Annotated in this window: 12 protein-coding genes; 6 read left to right on the top strand and 6 right to left on the bottom strand. The window is 71.5% G+C overall.

Annotated features, from left to right (window positions below):
- The first annotated feature begins 23 nt into the window (after window positions 1–23).
- From ACFFJB_RS00550 to ACFFJB_RS00575, 6 genes are all read left to right on the top strand, one after another.
- On the top strand, window positions 24–635 hold the full coding sequence (locus tag ACFFJB_RS00550) for a nicotinate-nucleotide adenylyltransferase (RefSeq protein WP_376828652.1): 612 nt from the start codon (window positions 24–26) through the stop codon (window positions 633–635).
- Between the two features lie 224 nt (window positions 636–859).
- Complete coding sequence (rsfS, locus tag ACFFJB_RS00555; protein WP_376828654.1) at window positions 860–1,267, top strand: ribosome silencing factor; 408 nt, start codon at window positions 860–862, stop codon at window positions 1,265–1,267.
- A 34-nt stretch (window positions 1,268–1,301) separates the two neighbouring features.
- Window positions 1,302–1,781, top strand: a complete 480-nt coding sequence (gene rlmH / locus ACFFJB_RS00560; RefSeq protein ID WP_376828656.1) for a 23S rRNA (pseudouridine(1915)-N(3))-methyltransferase RlmH — start codon at window positions 1,302–1,304, stop codon at window positions 1,779–1,781.
- Window positions 1,782–1,999: 218 nt separating this feature from the next.
- Window positions 2,000–3,427, top strand: coding sequence for a murein hydrolase activator EnvC family protein (locus ACFFJB_RS00565; RefSeq protein WP_376828658.1), 1,428 nt, complete (start codon window positions 2,000–2,002; stop codon window positions 3,425–3,427).
- Entirely contained in the window at window positions 3,427–4,812 is a 1,386-nt protein-coding gene (locus ACFFJB_RS00570; RefSeq protein ID WP_376828659.1) for a S41 family peptidase, read from the top strand. The genes ACFFJB_RS00565 and ACFFJB_RS00570 overlap by 1 nt, the downstream gene beginning before the upstream one ends.
- A gap of 350 nt (window positions 4,813–5,162) precedes the next feature.
- A complete protein-coding gene (locus ACFFJB_RS00575) occupies window positions 5,163–5,681 on the top strand; it encodes an RNA pyrophosphohydrolase (RefSeq protein WP_376828661.1) in 519 nt (172 codons plus the stop codon).
- A gap of 36 nt (window positions 5,682–5,717) precedes the next feature.
- Here ACFFJB_RS00575 and ACFFJB_RS00580 read toward each other — a convergent pair whose 3' ends face one another.
- The 6 genes from ACFFJB_RS00580 to ACFFJB_RS00605 all read right to left on the bottom strand — a co-directional run bounded on the left by ACFFJB_RS00580 (window position 5,718) and on the right by ACFFJB_RS00605 (window position 15,384).
- Window positions 5,718–7,370 carry a cisplatin damage response ATP-dependent DNA ligase gene (locus ACFFJB_RS00580; protein WP_376828663.1) on the bottom strand — a complete coding sequence of 551 codons (1,653 nt, stop codon included), beginning with the start codon at window positions 7,368–7,370 and terminating at the stop codon, window positions 5,718–5,720.
- Window positions 7,367–8,533 (bottom strand): ligase-associated DNA damage response exonuclease, encoded by a 1,167-nt coding sequence (locus ACFFJB_RS00585; protein WP_376828665.1) that lies wholly within the window; start codon window positions 8,531–8,533, stop codon window positions 7,367–7,369. Before ACFFJB_RS00585 ends, ACFFJB_RS00580 begins: the two co-directional genes overlap by 4 nt.
- A 246-nt stretch (window positions 8,534–8,779) precedes the next feature.
- The gene (locus ACFFJB_RS00590; RefSeq protein ID WP_376828667.1) at window positions 8,780–9,541 is read right to left on the bottom strand and encodes a crotonase/enoyl-CoA hydratase family protein; all 762 of its coding nucleotides are present in this window, start codon (window positions 9,539–9,541) and stop codon (window positions 8,780–8,782) included.
- Between the two features lie 208 nt (window positions 9,542–9,749).
- On the bottom strand, window positions 9,750–10,910 hold the full coding sequence (locus ACFFJB_RS00595; RefSeq protein ID WP_376828669.1) for an acyl-CoA dehydrogenase family protein: 1,161 nt from the start codon (window positions 10,908–10,910) through the stop codon (window positions 9,750–9,752).
- Window positions 10,911–11,319: 409 nt separating this feature from the next.
- Entirely contained in the window at window positions 11,320–13,671 is a 2,352-nt protein-coding gene (locus ACFFJB_RS00600) for an acyl-CoA dehydrogenase family protein (RefSeq protein ID WP_376828671.1), read from the bottom strand.
- 270 nt (window positions 13,672–13,941) lie between these two features.
- Window positions 13,942–15,384, bottom strand: a complete 1,443-nt coding sequence (locus ACFFJB_RS00605) for a 4-hydroxyphenylacetate 3-hydroxylase N-terminal domain-containing protein (protein WP_376828673.1) — start codon at window positions 15,382–15,384, stop codon at window positions 13,942–13,944.
- Window positions 15,385–15,501: the final 117 nt, after the last annotated feature.

The raw sequence follows: 15,501 nt of genomic DNA on the forward strand, positions 1-15,501 counted from the left end.
CGCGTTACATGGGCGAGGGCGGCATGATTCCACGGTGGCGGCTGCCGCAGGGCGCCCCAGGACAGCGCATCGGTCTTTACGGCGGCACGTTCAATCCGCCCCACGCAGCCCATCGCCTCGTCGCCGACATCGCCCTGCGCCGGCTCGGGCTAGACCGGGTGTGGTGGCTGGTCACCCCCGGCAATCCGCTGAAGGACCAGGACGGCCTGCCCTCCGTCGCCGAACGCATGGCTCTGACACAGGCCGTCGCCCGCGGCCCGCGCCATCACGTCAGCGGCCTCGAGACCGACATTGGCGCCCGCTTCACCTGCGAGACCGTGGCCTGGCTGCAGCGCCGCTTTCCGCACATGCATTTCGTGCTGGTGATCGGCGCCGACAGTTTCGTCACCCTGCACCGCTGGCGGCGCTGGCGCGACATCATGCGCCGCGTGCCGGTGGCGGTGATCGACCGGCCGGGCAGCACGCTGGCGGCCGCCGCCTCGGTGGCGGCGCGCAGCTTCGCTGCGGCGCGCGTGCCGGAACCGGCGGCGCGCGCGCTGGCGCTGCGCCGCCCGCCCGCCTGGACGCTGCTGCACGGGCCGCGCTCGGGGCTGTCGTCCACCGCCATCCGCGCCGGGCGCCGCACGCCGCCCTGAAACCGCCTTCCCCGACGTCGCCCGCGCGTTGAACGCATGGAGGGGAATGGTTATGTTGCCCGAAACGGCGATTATCCGCCGGGGCGGCGCGCATGCCGGACAGCCGGCCGGCGGACCGGCGCCCTGCCGCCGGCAGCCGCGACCACGCCCGGAGCGGCCGCCGCCCCGCGGACCGCGCTCCGACAGCGAAACACGCTCCAACAGAAGGCGCCAGACGCAGCCATATGCCCAACCAGATACCCGAAGCCGGACAGTCCCCGGCCGGACAGCCGGAAGCCGGCGCCGACGCCGCCCTCGTCAGCCTGATCGGCGTCGTCATGCGCAGTCTCGACGAGATGAAGGCCGAGGACGTCGTCGAACTGGACCTGCGCGGCAAGACCACCATCGCCGACGCCATGGTGATCGCCTCCGGCCGGTCCAACCGTCACGTGGGCTCCATTGCGGAGAAGGTGATCGGGGACCTCAAGGCCGCCGGCGTGCGCGACATCAGGGAAGAAGGCTTCCCCGCCTGCGACTGGGTGCTGATCGACGCCGGCGACGTCATCGTCCACGTGTTCCGGCCCGAAGTGCGGGCGTTCTACAACCTTGAAAAAATGTGGAGCGCGGCGCCGGCGGGCGGCCGCGGCGCCTGACGTCTGGCCGGAGCCGGCGCGGAGAGGCGGGCGCGTGAAAATTTCCCTTGTCTGCGTCGGCCGCATGAAGGCCGGCCCCGAGCGCGAACTGGCCGAACGCTACCAGCGGCGCGCCGCCGCCCAGGGGCGCGCGCTCGGCGTCTCCGCCGTGGAGGTGGCCGAACTGCCCGAGAGCCGCGCCGCCGATCCCGCCCGCCGCAAGGCGGAGGAGGCGGCGGCCATTCTCGCCCGCGTCGGCGATGCGCCGCTGTTCGCCTTTGACGAGCGCGGCGCCGCCCTCTCCAGCGCGGCCGTGGCCGGGCGCCTCGACCGCGTGCGCGAATCCGGCGCCGGCCAGCTGTGCCTGGTCATCGGCGGCGCCGACGGTCTCGACGCCAGCGTGCGCGGGCGGGCGCAGCTGGTCCTCTCCTTCGGCGCCATGACGCTGCCGCACCAGCTGGTGCGGGTGCTGGCGCTGGAACAGGTATACCGGCTGCTCACCATCATCGGCGGCCATCCCTATCACCGCGCCTGACGTCCGCCGGCGACGGGGCGGCGGGCGATCTGTCGCAGGCGTCGCCGCGCCCGCGCCAGAATTGCGGGGATGATGCGGCGCGGGCGGCCTCGCGGACGCCCCGGGACGGCTTGCGCTCCGGCCGTCCGGGGTTCATCTGCGGGGGCGCGCAACCGCGCGTTTACCATAACCGCCTTACTGTCGCCGTCCGGCGTCCCCGTGCAGAACAGCGATACCGCATGCCCCGCGTCTCCCTGAAGGCTTCGGCTCCGTCCGCGACCGGCGCTCCGCGCCGGCGGCCGCCGCGCGGCGCGCTGCTGGCGCTGGCGGCGGGCTGCGCCTGCTGGAGCCTTGCGCCCGGCGCGCTGGGCCAGCAGCCGGCGCAGCAGGCCGCCCAGACGGAAAAAAACCGGGCGGAGAGCGAGAAAGAGGCGCGCGAGGCCGAGCTGAAGGCGATTGAATCCCGGCTGATGTCCAGCGAGGAGGCCCGCATCCGCCTTGAGGCGGAGATCGCGGCGCTGAAGCTGGACCGCGCCCGCCTCAACGGCGCGCTGCTGAACACCACCAGCAAGGTGCAGGCGACGGAGGAGCGCATCGCCGAGCTGGAGTCGCGCCTGGCGACGCTCAATGACAGCGCCGACGCCATCCGCCGCTCGTTCGAGAGCCGCCAGGACGTGATCGCCGAGGTGCTGGCGGCGCTGCAGCGCATGGGCCGCAAGCCGCCGCCGGCGGTGCTCTCCAGCCCGGACGACATGCTGGCCGCCGTGCGCACCTCCATGCTGCTCGGCGCCGTGGTGCCCGAGCTGCGCAACGAAACCCGGGCGCTGGCCACCGATCTCGCCGAGCTGGCGCGCCTTGGCGACGCCATCAAGGCTGACCGCCAGCGCCTGTTCGCGGAGATGGAGACGATCGTCGAGGAGCGGCGCCGGCTGATGGCGCTGATTGAGGCCCGCCAGGCCCGCCTCGCCGGCGCCGAGCGCGAGACCAGCGAACAGGCCGCCCGGGCGGCCGAACTGGCGAAACAGGCCGACGACCTGAAGTCGCTGATCGCCCGGCTGGAGAGCGAGCTGGCCACCGCGCGGCGCAACACCGAGGCGGCGCGCAAGGCCGAGGCGGAGCTGAAAAACGCGAAGGAGCAGCTCGCCGCCCTCGCCTTCCGTGATCCGGCGCGGCTGGAGCCGAAGATCGCCTTCGCCGACGCCCGCGGCCAGCTGCCGCTGCCGGTGGGCGGGCGCGAGATCGTCTCCTTTGGACAGCCGGACGCCACCGGCGCGAAATCCCAGGGGATCACCATCGCCACCCAGCCCGGCGCCATCGTTTCGGCGCCGGCGGACGGTTGGGTGTCGTTCGCGGGACCGTTCCGGTCCTTTGGTCAACTCTTGATCATAAATGCCGGCGGCGGATACTATGTGCTGCTCGCCGGCATGGAGCGGATCAACGTCAGTCTCGGCCAGTTCGTGCTGGCCGGGGAGCCTGTCGCGGTGATGGGCTCCGGGGCGGATTCTGGCTCTGGCGGAGGCCCCGCCGCCACGGCCCGGGGACGGGCGGACGCCCCCGCAGGGCCGGCGCTCTATGTCGAATTCCGCAAGGATGGCGGGGCGATCGACCCCACGCCCTGGTGGGCGAAGTCCCCCGGCGCGTCTCAAGGCGAAAAGGTTCGCGGATAATGCGAAAAATCTCGATTCTGGTCTGCGGCGTAGCGCTCGGCGTCGGTCTGTCGCTGGCGGCGACCCAGACCCGTCTGATGTCCACGACCAGCGCCACCGCCGCCTCTGCCGACATTTACCGGCAGCTCAACCTGTTCGGCGACGTGTTTGAAAAGGTGCGCAGCGACTACGTCGAAAAGCCGAACGAAAGCAAGATGATCGAGGCGGCCATCAACGGCATGCTCTCGTCGCTTGACCCGCACTCCAGCTACATGGACGCCAAGGCGTTCAAGGAGATGCAGGTGGAGACGCGCGGCCAGTTCGGCGGCCTCGGCATCGAGGTGACGCAGGAGGACGGGCAGATCAAGGTGGTGACGCCCATTGACGACACCCCCGCCGCCCGCGCCGGCATCCTCACCAACGACCTCATCGTCAAGATCGACGGCGAGCCCGTGCAGGGCATGGCCCTCAACCAGGCCGTCGACAAGATGCGCGGCCCGGTCAACACCAAGGTGACGCTCACCATCCAGCGTCCCGGCCGCAAGGAGCCGCTGCAGATCACGCTTACCCGCGAGATGATCTCCATCCGCTCGGTGCGCGCCCGCGCCGAGGGCGACGTGGCCTATATCCGCCTCACCCAGTTCATCGAGCACTCCTTCGACGACCTGAAGGCGGCGATAGAGAAGGTCACGAAGGAAATCGGCCCGGACAAGATCAAGGGCTACGTGCTCGACCTGCGCAACAACCGCGGCGGCCTGCTCGACCAGGCGGTGTATGTCTCCGACGCCTTCCTCAACCGCGGCGAGATCGTCTCCACCCGCGGCCGCAACGCCGACGAGATCCAGCGCTTCACCGCCCGCGCCGGCGACCTCACCAACGGCAAGCCGGTGGTGGTGCTGATCAACGGCGGCTCGGCCTCGGCGGCGGAGATCGTCGCCGGCGCCCTGCAGGACCACAAGCGCGCGACGCTCATCGGCACGCGCTCCTTCGGCAAGGGCTCGGTGCAGACCATCATCCCGCTCGGCTCCAACGGCGCCCTGCGGCTGACCACGGCGCGCTACTACACGCCCTCCGGCCGCTCCATCCAGGCCAAGGGCATCGATCCCGACATCGTCGTGCTGCAGGACGTCCCGGACGAGCTGAAGGGCAAGGACGAGACCAAAGGCGAAGCCGGGCTGCGCGGCCACCTTTCCGGCAGTCCGCGCGACGGCAGGGACAGGGCCGACGGCAAGGCGGCGCAGGACGGCGAGAAGCAGGAGGAGCGCTCCGGCTCGTCGGCCTACATTCCGCCGGACCCGGCCAAGGACAAGCAGCTGCAGGCGGCGCTCGAGCTGCTGCGCACCGGCAGGATCGCCTCGGTGGCGAAATCCGGGGAAGCCGGCGCGCCGGAGAAGGCGAAGAACTGAGCCGGCCCGCAACGGGCTGGCGGCCCCGCGTCCTGCGGCGCGGGCGCCTGCAGGCGCGGCCCCTTCAGGGCCGCGTTTTTTTGCGGGCGCGACGCTTCGTCCGGGCGTCCGCAGCCTTCGCCATTGCCAGCAGGCCGGGCGCTGCGGCATAACACGGCCCCGTGGGGTCCATGCGCCTCGCGCGCCAGGACGGGCCCCGCGGGGGAAGGCGGCCGGCGCGTTGAACGGCCGACCGGCTCCATTATATTGCTGAAAAAAATGCCTGTTCCGGAAGCGACGGCCGTGTTTCCGGAACACGCATGGGGCGAAAGCCAGGGCCGCGCGCCCGGCTTTACGCGGGGCCAGGAACGATGACCGACGACACCCGTTTCGCGCAATTGCCGTATCGCCTGTGCGTGGGCGTCATGCTGCTGAACCGGGACAATGAGGTGTTCGTCGGCAGGCGCCGTTCGGACGCGGGTCCCGAACATGTGGACGACGCCTATGTGTGGCAGATGCCCCAGGGCGGCATCGACGAGGGCGAGGATCCCTATCAGGCGGCCCTGCGCGAGCTTTATGAGGAGACCAGCGTCAGCTCGGTGGAGCTGGTCGCCGAGGCACCCGGGTGGTACTGCTACGACCTGCCGCGCGAGATCCTCAAGCGCTCCTGGCGTGGCCGCTATCGCGGGCAGAAGCAGAAGTGGTTCGCCCTGCGCTTTGTCGGCGACGTCTCGGAGATCAACGTGCGCAGGCCGGCGGGCGGCCACAAGGCCGAGTTCAGCGACTGGCGCTGGGCCCCAATGCATACGCTGCCGGACCTGATCATCCCCTTCAAGCGGCCGGTGTACGAGCAGGTGGTGGCCGCCTTCGCCAACCTGCCGAGGGGCTGAGACGCCTCGGGCCCGGCCAGGGCGGCGGCCGCGCGGTCACGGCGGCGCCGCCAGCAGCCGCTCCAGGGCGCAGAGGGCGTCGGCCGCGGCCGGCGGCTTGTCCCAGCGGATGCGATGGATGCGCGGGAAGCGCATGGCGAGGCCCGACCTGTGCCGCGGCGAGCGGCGCAGCCCCTCAAAGGCGATCTCCAGAACCAGACCGCGGTCCGGCTCATGGGCCACCTCGCGCACCGGTCCGTAGCGCGCCACCGTGTTGTTGCGGATGAAGCGGTCGAGCTGCGCCAGCTCGGCGTCGGTGAAACCGAAATAGGCCTTGCCCACCGGCGTCAGCCGCGGTTCGCCGTCCTCACCCCCTGTCCACACGCCGAAGGTGAGGTCGGAGTGGAAGGACGAACGCCGGCCGTGGCCGCGGCGGGCGTACATCAGCACCGCGTCCACCAGCCAGGGATCGCGCTTCCACTTGAACCAGGGACCGCGCGGGCGGCCGCTCACATAGACGCTGTCGCGACGCTTGAGCATGCAGCCCTCCACCGCCGCCGCGTCCGGCCCGGCGCCGGCCGCGGCCGGATCATCCCGCGCCGCCGCCAGCGCGGCCCAGCTGGCGAAGGGAATGAGCGGCGACAGGCTGACGCGCGGATGGGCGAAACGCGCCACGAGCGCCTCCAGCCGCTCCCGCCGCTGCGTCCATGGCAGCGGCGTCAGGTCCGCGCCGTCCAGCGACAGCAGGTCCCAGACGCGGATGTGGGCGGGCCAGTCGCGCAGCATGCGGGCGCTCACCGTCTTGCGGTTCAGCCGCTGCTGCAGGGTGTTGAAATCCTGCGCCGCGCCGTCGCGCGCCACCAGCAGCTCGCCGTCCAGGGTGCCCTGAAAGCCCTCCAGCTCCAGCAGCGCCGCGATCAGGTCGGGAAAGGCGGCGGAGATGTCCTCCCCGGCGCGCGACCACAGCCGCGCCGCCGGCGCGCCCTGCGCGTCGGCGCCGGCCACCGCCTGGACGCGGATTCCGTCCCATTTCCACTCGGCGGCGAAATCCGCCGGATCGAGCGCCTCCAGCTCCGCGCGCGTCACCGGATGCGACAGCATGGGCGGACGGAACGGCGTCGCCTCCGCGCCGCGCGGCCTCGGCCCGCGCCCTTCCGCCCAGGCGAACAGCGCCTCATAGGGCGGCGCGAGCCCCGGCCAGATGGTCTCAATCTCCTGCGCCTCCCGCCCGCCGTAGCGCGCGAGCGCCAGCCGCGCCAGGCGGCCGGACACGCCGACGCGGAAATTGCCGGTGACCAGCTTGAGCAGCGCCCAGCGCCCGGTTTCGTCGAGAACGTCGAGCCAGCCGGCCAGCAGCGGCTCCATCTGCGCCCTGGTCGCCCCGGCCATGGTCTCCACCACCCGCGCCAGGGAAAGGCCGGCCGCCGGCGGCGTCCGGGGCGCCGGCCACAGCAGGGCGACGGTTTCGGAGAGATCGCCCACATAGTCGTAAGACATGGCGAACAGGGCCGGATCGACGCGCGCGCTGACCAGCCGGCGCAACAGCGCCGGCCCGGCGTGGGGAAAGGCCAGCTCGCCGGCCAGCGCCGCCAGGGCGTAGCCGCGGTCCGGGTCAGGCGTCGTGGCGAAATAGTCTGCGAGGATGCGCAGGCGGGCGTTGCGACTGCTTTCAAACGCCAGGCGGTCCGCGAGGGCGGCGAAACGGTTCATGGCGCCTCCCCGGCTGGCGTGGTCCTGATCGCGGGCCCGTCCCCCGGCGAGGCGCCGGCCGCGCCGTCGTCCGCGGACGGCGCGCCGGGCAGGCCGGGGCCGTCGCCGTCCTCATCTTCGCCATGACCGGGCAGGCTGAGGGGGCGGGCGTCGCGGCCCTGCTGGCGGAGCCAGTAGACCAGCGCGTCCTCCCGGCCGTGGGTGACGAGCACCTGGCCAGCTCCGGTTTCGGCGACGGTCTGCAGCAGGGCGGGCCAGTCGGCGTGATCGGAGATCACCAGCGGCAGCTCCACGCCGCGCTGGCGGGCGCGGGCGCGGGTGCGCATCCAGCCGGAGGCGAGACAGCGGACCGGATCGGCGAAACGCCGGCTCCAGCGCTCCTGCAGGGCGCCGGGCGGGCAGAGGATGATCTGGCCGGGCAGGCCGTCGCCGGGGCCGCGGCGCCCGGCCGGCGGAACCGGCCGCAGCGCGCCCAGCGCCACGCCGTGGCGCAGATAGACCTCCGTGACCCGCTGCATGGCGCCGTGCAGGTAAACCGGCGCGTCGTAACCGGCGGCGCGCAGCAGGGCGACGAGCCGCTGCGCCTTGCCCAAGGAATAGGCCCCCACCAGATGGGCCCGCTCCGGGAACAGCCGCAGCGAGGCCAGCAGGCGGGCGATCTCCGCCGCCGGCGGCGGATGGCGGAACACCGGCAGGCCGAAGGTGGCCTCGGTGACGAACACGTCGCAGGCCAGCGGCGCGAACGGCGCGCAGGTGGGATCGGCCTCGCGCTTGTAGTCGCCGGAGACCACCGCCCGCGTCAGCCAGCCGCGGCGGTTGCGCGCCTCGATGCGGATCTGCGCCGAGCCCAGCACATGGCCTGCCGGATGGAAACTCACCCGCGCCGAGGACAGGGTCAGGATTTCGCCGGGGGCGACCGCCCGCGTCGCCCCGGCGAAATCCGGGCCATGGCGCGCGGCCATGAGGTCGAGGGTTTCGCGGGCGGCCAGCACGAGGCCGTGACCGGGGCGGGCGTGATCGGCATGGGCGTGGGTGATGAGCGCCGCCGGCGCCGGACGCAACGGATCAATGTGAAATTCGCCGGCCGGACACCAGAGCCCGGCCGGGGTCAGGGCCAGCAGCCCTTCCGCCGCGCCGCGCATCGCCAGTTCCGGCTGTTCCATGGTCCGCCCGCCCCCCGCGCCGCTCCGGCTCCGCCCCGCCGGCGCCCCGGCGCATGGCCCCCGGCGCATGGACAATGCCCGGGCGCGACGCAGGTTCCCGCGCCCGTCATGCGCGCGCGGCCGCCGGCGCGTGCGGCGGTCCCCCATGGCGACCGCCCGCCCATGACAAAAAGCCCGCCAGAGGAATCTGGCGGGCGGAAAGGGACAGGCCGCGACGGAAGCCGCCGCGGCGCGCCCGCCGGCGGATTACTTGCCGGTCCAGACGGGCTTGCGCTTCTCGGCGAAGGCGATGGCGCCCTCGCGCGCGTCGTGCGACTTGAACACCGGCTCGATGTAGGCCTTCTGCTTCTCCCACATCTCGGCGGCCGACCAGTCCTGCTGCTCGTTGATGATCTGGCGCGACACGGCGACGGCCAGCGGGCCGTTCCCGGCGATGACGCGGGCCAGCGTCAGGGCCTCCTCCAGCGCCTGGCCGTTGGGCACGACGCGGTTGATCAGGCCATAGCCCTGCAGGGTGGCGGCGGAGACCATCTCGCCGGTCAGCGCCAGCTCCATGGCGATGCGGTAGGGAATCTGGCGCGGCAGGCGCATCAGGCCGCCGGCGGCGGCGACGAGGCCGCGCTTCACCTCCGGAATGCCGAACTTCGAGCCCTCGCTGGCGACGATGAGGTCGCAGGTGAGAGCCAGCTCGCAGCCGCCGGCCAGGGCGTAACCCTCAACTGCGGCGATCAGCGGCTTCTTCGGCGGAGCCTCGGTGAGACCGGCGAAGCCGCGGCCCTCGATGGAGACCACCTCGCCCTTGACGAAGGCCTTGAGGTCCATGCCGGCGCAGAAGGAGCCGCCGGCGCCGGTGAGGATGGCGAGGCGGATGTCGTCGCGGCTGTTGATCTCGTCGACGGCGGCGGCGACGCCACGGGCCACGTCGCCGTTAACGGCGTTCTTGGCCTCCGGGCGGTTCAGCGTGATGATGGCGACGCCATCTTCTACCTTGAATTCAACAGCGCTCATTAAACGTCCTCCACTCAGATCCGCCTGCGCGCAGGCGGCCACAGAATTTCACGTGAATGTCACGCGCGCCGCCCGCAGGCGGCGGGCCGGGACGACCCGCCCGCTCCCGTAGCAGAAGGCGCTGGGCCCCCGCCAGAGCAGGCGGCGCATATCTTCCAGCGGGCGGCTGCGACGCGCCGTGGCCGGCGCGTCCCCTGCCCCGCCCGGCTCAGTCAAACATGCTGCGATAGCGGTCCGAGAAGACCTCGCGGCCGATGATCAGGCGCATCACCTCGGAGCTGCCGGCGAGGATGCGGTTGATGCGCGCGTCGGTGAACATGCGGCTGATGGGGAACTCGTCCATGTAGCCGTGGCCGCCATGCAGCTGCACGCCGAGGTCGAGCATCTTCCACTCCACCTCGCTGGCCAGCATCTTGGCCTTGGCCGCCATGTTGGCGGTGAGGGTTCCGGCGTTCAGCGCCTGGACGCAGTGGTTCACATAGACCTGGACGAGGTCGATCTCCGCGTCCATCTCGGCCATGCGGAACTGGGTGTTCTGCTGCTCGGCGAGCGTCTTGCCGAACAGCTTGCGCTCCAGGCAGTAGGCGCGGGTGATGTCGAAGGCGCGGCGGGCGTTGGCGGCGTTGCCGACGGCGGCGATCAGGCGCTCCTCGGCGAGACCCTCCATCAGGTGGTAGAAGCCACGGCCGGGCGTGCCCAGCACGTTGGCCTTCGGCACCTTCACGTCGTTGAAGAACAGCTCGGCGGTGTCCTGGGCCGGCATGCCCATCTTCTTCAGGTTGCGGCCGCGCTCGAAGCCCTCCATGCCGCGCTCGACGATGAGCAGCACCATGGAGTGACGCTCCGTGGCCGAGCCCAGCTTGGCGGCGACGATCACCACGTCGGCGTTGATGCCGTTGGAGATGAAGGTCTTGGAGCCGTTGAGCAGGTAGTGGTCGCCGGCGTCGACGGCGGTGGTGCGCATGCCGGCGAGGTCAGAGCCGGCGCCCGGCTCGGTCATGGCGATGGCGAGGATGGTCTCGCCCTTCACGCATTTGGGCAGGAAGCGCTCCTTCTGCTCCTCGGTGCCGAAGCGCTCGAAATAGGTGCCGACGAGGCGGCTGTGCAGGGTGTTGAACCACTCGCCGACGCCGGCGCGCACGGTCTCCTCGATGATGATCTGCTCGTAGCGGAAGTCCCTGTCGCCCATGCCGCCGTATTTCTCGTCCGGCCAGATCATCAGGAAGCCCTGCTCGCCCGCCTTGGTGAAGGCCCAGCGGTCGACAATGCCGTTCTGACGCCAGCGCTCCATGTGGGGAGCGATCTCGGTCTCAAGGAACTTCCGGTAAGACTGGCGGAACAGGTTCTGTTCTTCGGTGTAGTGCGACATTGTACGTTTCCTCAGGGACAGCGCGTTTTTCCGGAAAGCGGCGGCAGCTTTCCGCCACGGGAACGCCGTTGTGTTCGCAGGCCCCGGCGCCGCAGCCGGCGTCCGGCGCGCGCCTTTCGCCGGCGCCGCTCCCTGATGCGTCATAGAGCAAGACTCGCCGGACAGGAACCTTGGGCGCGGGCGAATCCAGCGCGAAACGTCGCGCGCCTGCGCAGGGCGCAGCCGCCAGGGGCGCGCCGTCGCCTCACGGCGCCGGCGGCGTCCATAAGCGGCGGCGCCGCCCGTCCGCCGTCACGGCGCGGCGTTGCAGGCGCGGGTTTCGCCGCGCTGGCAGGCGCGGCTCCAGATCACCGGCCGCCCCGGCGCCGCAAGGACAGGTCCCGGCGGCGCCGGGGCCTGCGCGCCGCGGTCAGGCGGCGGCCCTGCGCAGATCGTTCATCTCCATCCAGACGCAGGCGTGATGGTGCGAGTCGCCGTAGAGGGTGTCGAACACCTTGAGGCGGCGGAAATAGTGGCCGATGACGCACTCCTCGGTCATGCCCATGCCGCCGTGCAGCTGGATGCCCTGGGCGCCGACCCAGAAGGCGGCGCGGCCGATGCGCGCCTTGCTGGCGGAGACAAGGGCGCGCCGGCGCTCCGCATCGTCCAGCTCCAGCGCCGCAAGCCCGTGCGCAAGGCTGGCGCGGGCCAGCTCCAGCTCCACATACATGTCGGCGAGACGGTGCTGCAGGGCCTGGAAGTCCGCCAGCGCCTGGCCGAACTGCCGTCGCGCGCGCAGATAGTCGCGCGTGGTCCACAGCGCCTGCTCCATGGCGCCGACGGCGTCCGCGCACGCAACCATGATGACGCGGGTCATCATGGCGTCCAGCGCGGCGAAGGTGCCGCCCTCCGCGCCCACCAGGGCGCCGGCGCCGGGGCGCACGCCCTCCAGCACGAGATCGGCGACCTGCTGGTTGTCGATGGTGCGATAGGCCTTCACCGTCAGGCCAGGGGCGCCTGCGGGAACGCGGAACAGGCTGAGCCCCGCGCGGTCACCGTCAGCGCCGGCGGTGCGGGCGGAGACGAGGAAGGCGTCGGCGGCGACGGCGCCGGTGACCATGCACTTGAAGCCGTCCAGCCGCCAGCCGTCGCCATCACGGCGCGCCCGCGTCGTCACCCATTCGGTCTTGCCGCGCGCCTCCGGCTCGTCATGGGCCACGGCGAACACCGTCTCGCCGGAAACGAGGGAGGCCGCCAGCTCATGGGCGCCGGCCGCCGCCAGCAGCGCCGCCGGAGCGACGACGCAGCCGATGAACGGCTCGTGCACGAGGCCCCGGCCCAGCTCGGCGGCCACCACGGCGATATCCGCCGCCGAGCCGCCGTAGCCGCCCGCCGCCTCCGGCACGCCGAGGCCGGTCCAGCCCATGTCCGCGAAGGCGGCGAGGGTCTGGCGCAGGTTCCCGCGCGTGGGCGGGCGTTTTTTCAGGTTGCCAAAGCCGTCGTGGCGGCGGGCGAAAGCAGCGGCGCTCTCCGCCAGCATGCGCCGCTCCTCGCCGGCCGGCGCGCGGCTGGCGACCTCGCCGCGCAGCAGCAGCCGCGCCAGGATGTTGCGCTGCACCTCGCTGGAGCCGCCGTAGATGGTGGCGGCGCGCATGAACAGGAAGTCGGCGACGGCGTCATGGGCGTGCGGCAGGCCGGGCAGATAGGCGCCGTCGCGGTCCTTCGGCTCCGGGCAGAAGGCGGCGCCGTATGAGCCGAGGGTCTCCACCATCAGGCGCAGGATCTCCTGCTGGATGCGCGTGCCCTCCAGCTTCAGCACCGACGGCAGGGCGGGATCGTCGATGTCCTCGCCCAGAGCCTGCATCACCGCCTCCTCAAGGGCGATGAGGTCGATCTCCACTTCGGCGATGCGCCGGCGCAGGTCGGCGTTTTCGGCCAGCGGCCTGCCCCAGCGCCGCTCGGCGCGCGCCATCTCCTTCAGCAGTTCGAGGTTGCGCTTGTTGCGCGGCACGTTGGCGGTGGCCACGCGCTCGGCGCCGAGCAGCCATTTGGCGTAGTCCCACCCCCGGTTCTCCTCGCCGACGAGATTGTCGACGGGCACGCGCACATTGTCGAAGAACACCTCGCACAGGCTCTCGCCGCCGTCGATGGAGCGGATGGGCCGCACGGTGACGCCGGGCGAGCGCAGGTCGATGAGCAGGAAGGAGATGCCTTTCTGCGGCTTCGCCTCCGGATCGGTGCGCGTCAGGCAGAAGATCCAGTCGGAGAAATGCGAATGGGAGTTCCAGATCTTCTGGCCATTGACGACATAGACGTCGCCCTCGCGCACGGCGCGGGTGCGCAGCGAGGCGAGGTCGGAGCCGGCGCCGGGCTCCGAGAAGCCCTGCGCCCAGTAGACGCGCCCCTCGCGGATGTCCGGCAGGAAGCGGCGTTTCTGCTCCGGCGTCCCGAATTTCGCGATCACCGGCCCGACCAGCGACACGCCCTGGATGTTGTTGGTGGGCGCGCCGGCGGCCACCAGCTCCGCCTCGAACACATAGCGCTGCATGGGCGTCCAGCCCGTGCCGCCCTCCTCCACCGGCCAGCCGGGGACAGACCAGCCGTTGCGGGCGAGAATGGCCGAGATCGCCAGCATGTCGTCGCGGGTGGGATGCACCGCGGTGCGGTTGCGACGCACCAGATCTTCCGGGAGGTTGGCGCGCAGCCAGGCGCGCACGTGCTGGCGGAAGGCCTCGATGTCGGCTGGCGCCGCGGCGGCTGCGGAAGGAAGAATCGCGTTCATCGGCTGCTCCTTGGGCTGCGTTCGGGCGTGCGGCCGCGCCCGCCTGCGGTTTCGCGCCCGGCCCGGGGGGCGGCCTGCTGCGGGCGGCGCGGCGCCGGAGAGACGGAGGCGGCGGCGGAGGCGGAAAGCTGGAAATCCGGCGTCCCGGAGGACGCCGGCGCCGGCGCCTGCGCGCCGGAGAGCCGGGAGCCGGGGGAGGGTCCGGAGCCCGGCGGGACGCCCGGACGGAGCGGCGGCCGCCCGCCCGCGCCGGCCCGGGGCCGAAGCGGCTTACTCGGCCGCCTGCCTGGCCGCGCCGCCAGGGCGCGGAATGGCGCCGGCCGCAGCCAGGGCGCGCTCGCGCGCCTGGTCCATGGGATAGAGGCGGTTCATCATCAGGCGCTGGGCCGGCAGGCCGCCGCCCGCCTGCAGGGCCACCACGAACTGCCAGCCGCCGTAGGCGTCGGCGGTGAGGTCGCGGATCATGTTGTAGACCCGCATGCGCGTCTCCACGTCCACGTTCTTCCGGGTGTGCAGGTACTTGCGGATATACTTGCCTGACTCCGGATTGCGCAGCTCCGCCTCCAGCGGGAGGGTGAGCACGAGGCCGCCGCCGAGGTCGTGCAGATATTTCACCGTCTGGTGGTAGTTGGCGGCGTAATAGTATTTGGCGGCGTTAATGCCGAGCACGTTCGGATGCACCATGCCGGACGGCGTCGTCTGGTAGTGGCGCAGCGAATAGTCCAGCGCCATCCGCAGCATTTCGGCGTAGGTGATCAGCTCGGCGATGGAGCTCTGGGCGATGGGATCGTTCTCCTTGCCCTGCATTTCGGTGACCAGCTGGGCGAGCCCGACGAACAGCTCCGACATGCGCACCGCCTCGATGACGCCGCCGGTGCGCTCCCACAGGCCCAGCGACTGGGCCAGCTTGCTGGCCAGCTGCACCTCGCCGGCAAGGAACACGCGGTCCCACGGCACGAACACGTCGTCGAAGATCACCATGCTCTCCGGCATGGAGTGATGGGCCGAGGCCGGATAGTCGAAGGCGTTGAGCTCGGCCGGGGCGAAGGAGCGGTTGATGAGCTTCACCCCCGGGGCGTTGACCGGAATGGAGAACGACACCGCGTAATCGGTCTCGTCCTGGCGCATGCCCTTGGTGGGCATCACCACCAGTTCGTGGATGCAGGAGGCGGCGGTGATGTGCAGCTTGGCGCCGCGCACGACGATGCCGTCCCTGTTGCGGTCGACGATGCGCACGTAAAGGTCGGGGTCGTCCTGCTCGTGGGCGCGGCGCTTGCGGTCGCCCTTGGGGTCGGTGATCACCTCGGCGCCGCGCAGGTCGTTGTCGCGACAGTATCTGTAGATGCGCTCGATGTTCTCCGCATACAGCGGATTGACGGCGCGCACGTCGTCCACGCACTGCAGCAGCGCCATGAACACGCCCGACACCGCGGTGCCGATGGAAGTGTGCATCAGCATGTTCACGCGGGTCTGCAGGTCTTCTTCGGTGCGGGGAACCTGGAAGATGCGGTGGGCCTCCACCCCGTCCTCGGCGACGTAGCGGCGCAGCTGGCCCAGCTCCGGATCGTCATACTCATAGTCATGGGCGATCAGCGCCAGCGGCACGCGGAAGCGGTCGTTTTTCGTGATGTCGGCGATCCGCTCGCCGTCCCAGAACACGACGCGGCCGTCGCGCAGGGATTCGTAGTATTGCTCGGGCGTTTTCAGGGCCATGACAGCTCTCCGTGACGTTGCGTTTCCTTCGGCGCCGCGCTGGCGCGGCGCTCCCCCCTGTGCGGGTCGCGCAGGTCGCCGGCCTGCTGCGGGCGGCGGCCTTGTGACCTCAACCGT

The sequence above is a fragment of the Camelimonas abortus genome (assembly GCF_042432745.1).
GTDB classification, from domain to species: Bacteria; Pseudomonadota; Alphaproteobacteria; order Rhizobiales; family Beijerinckiaceae; genus Camelimonas; species Camelimonas abortus.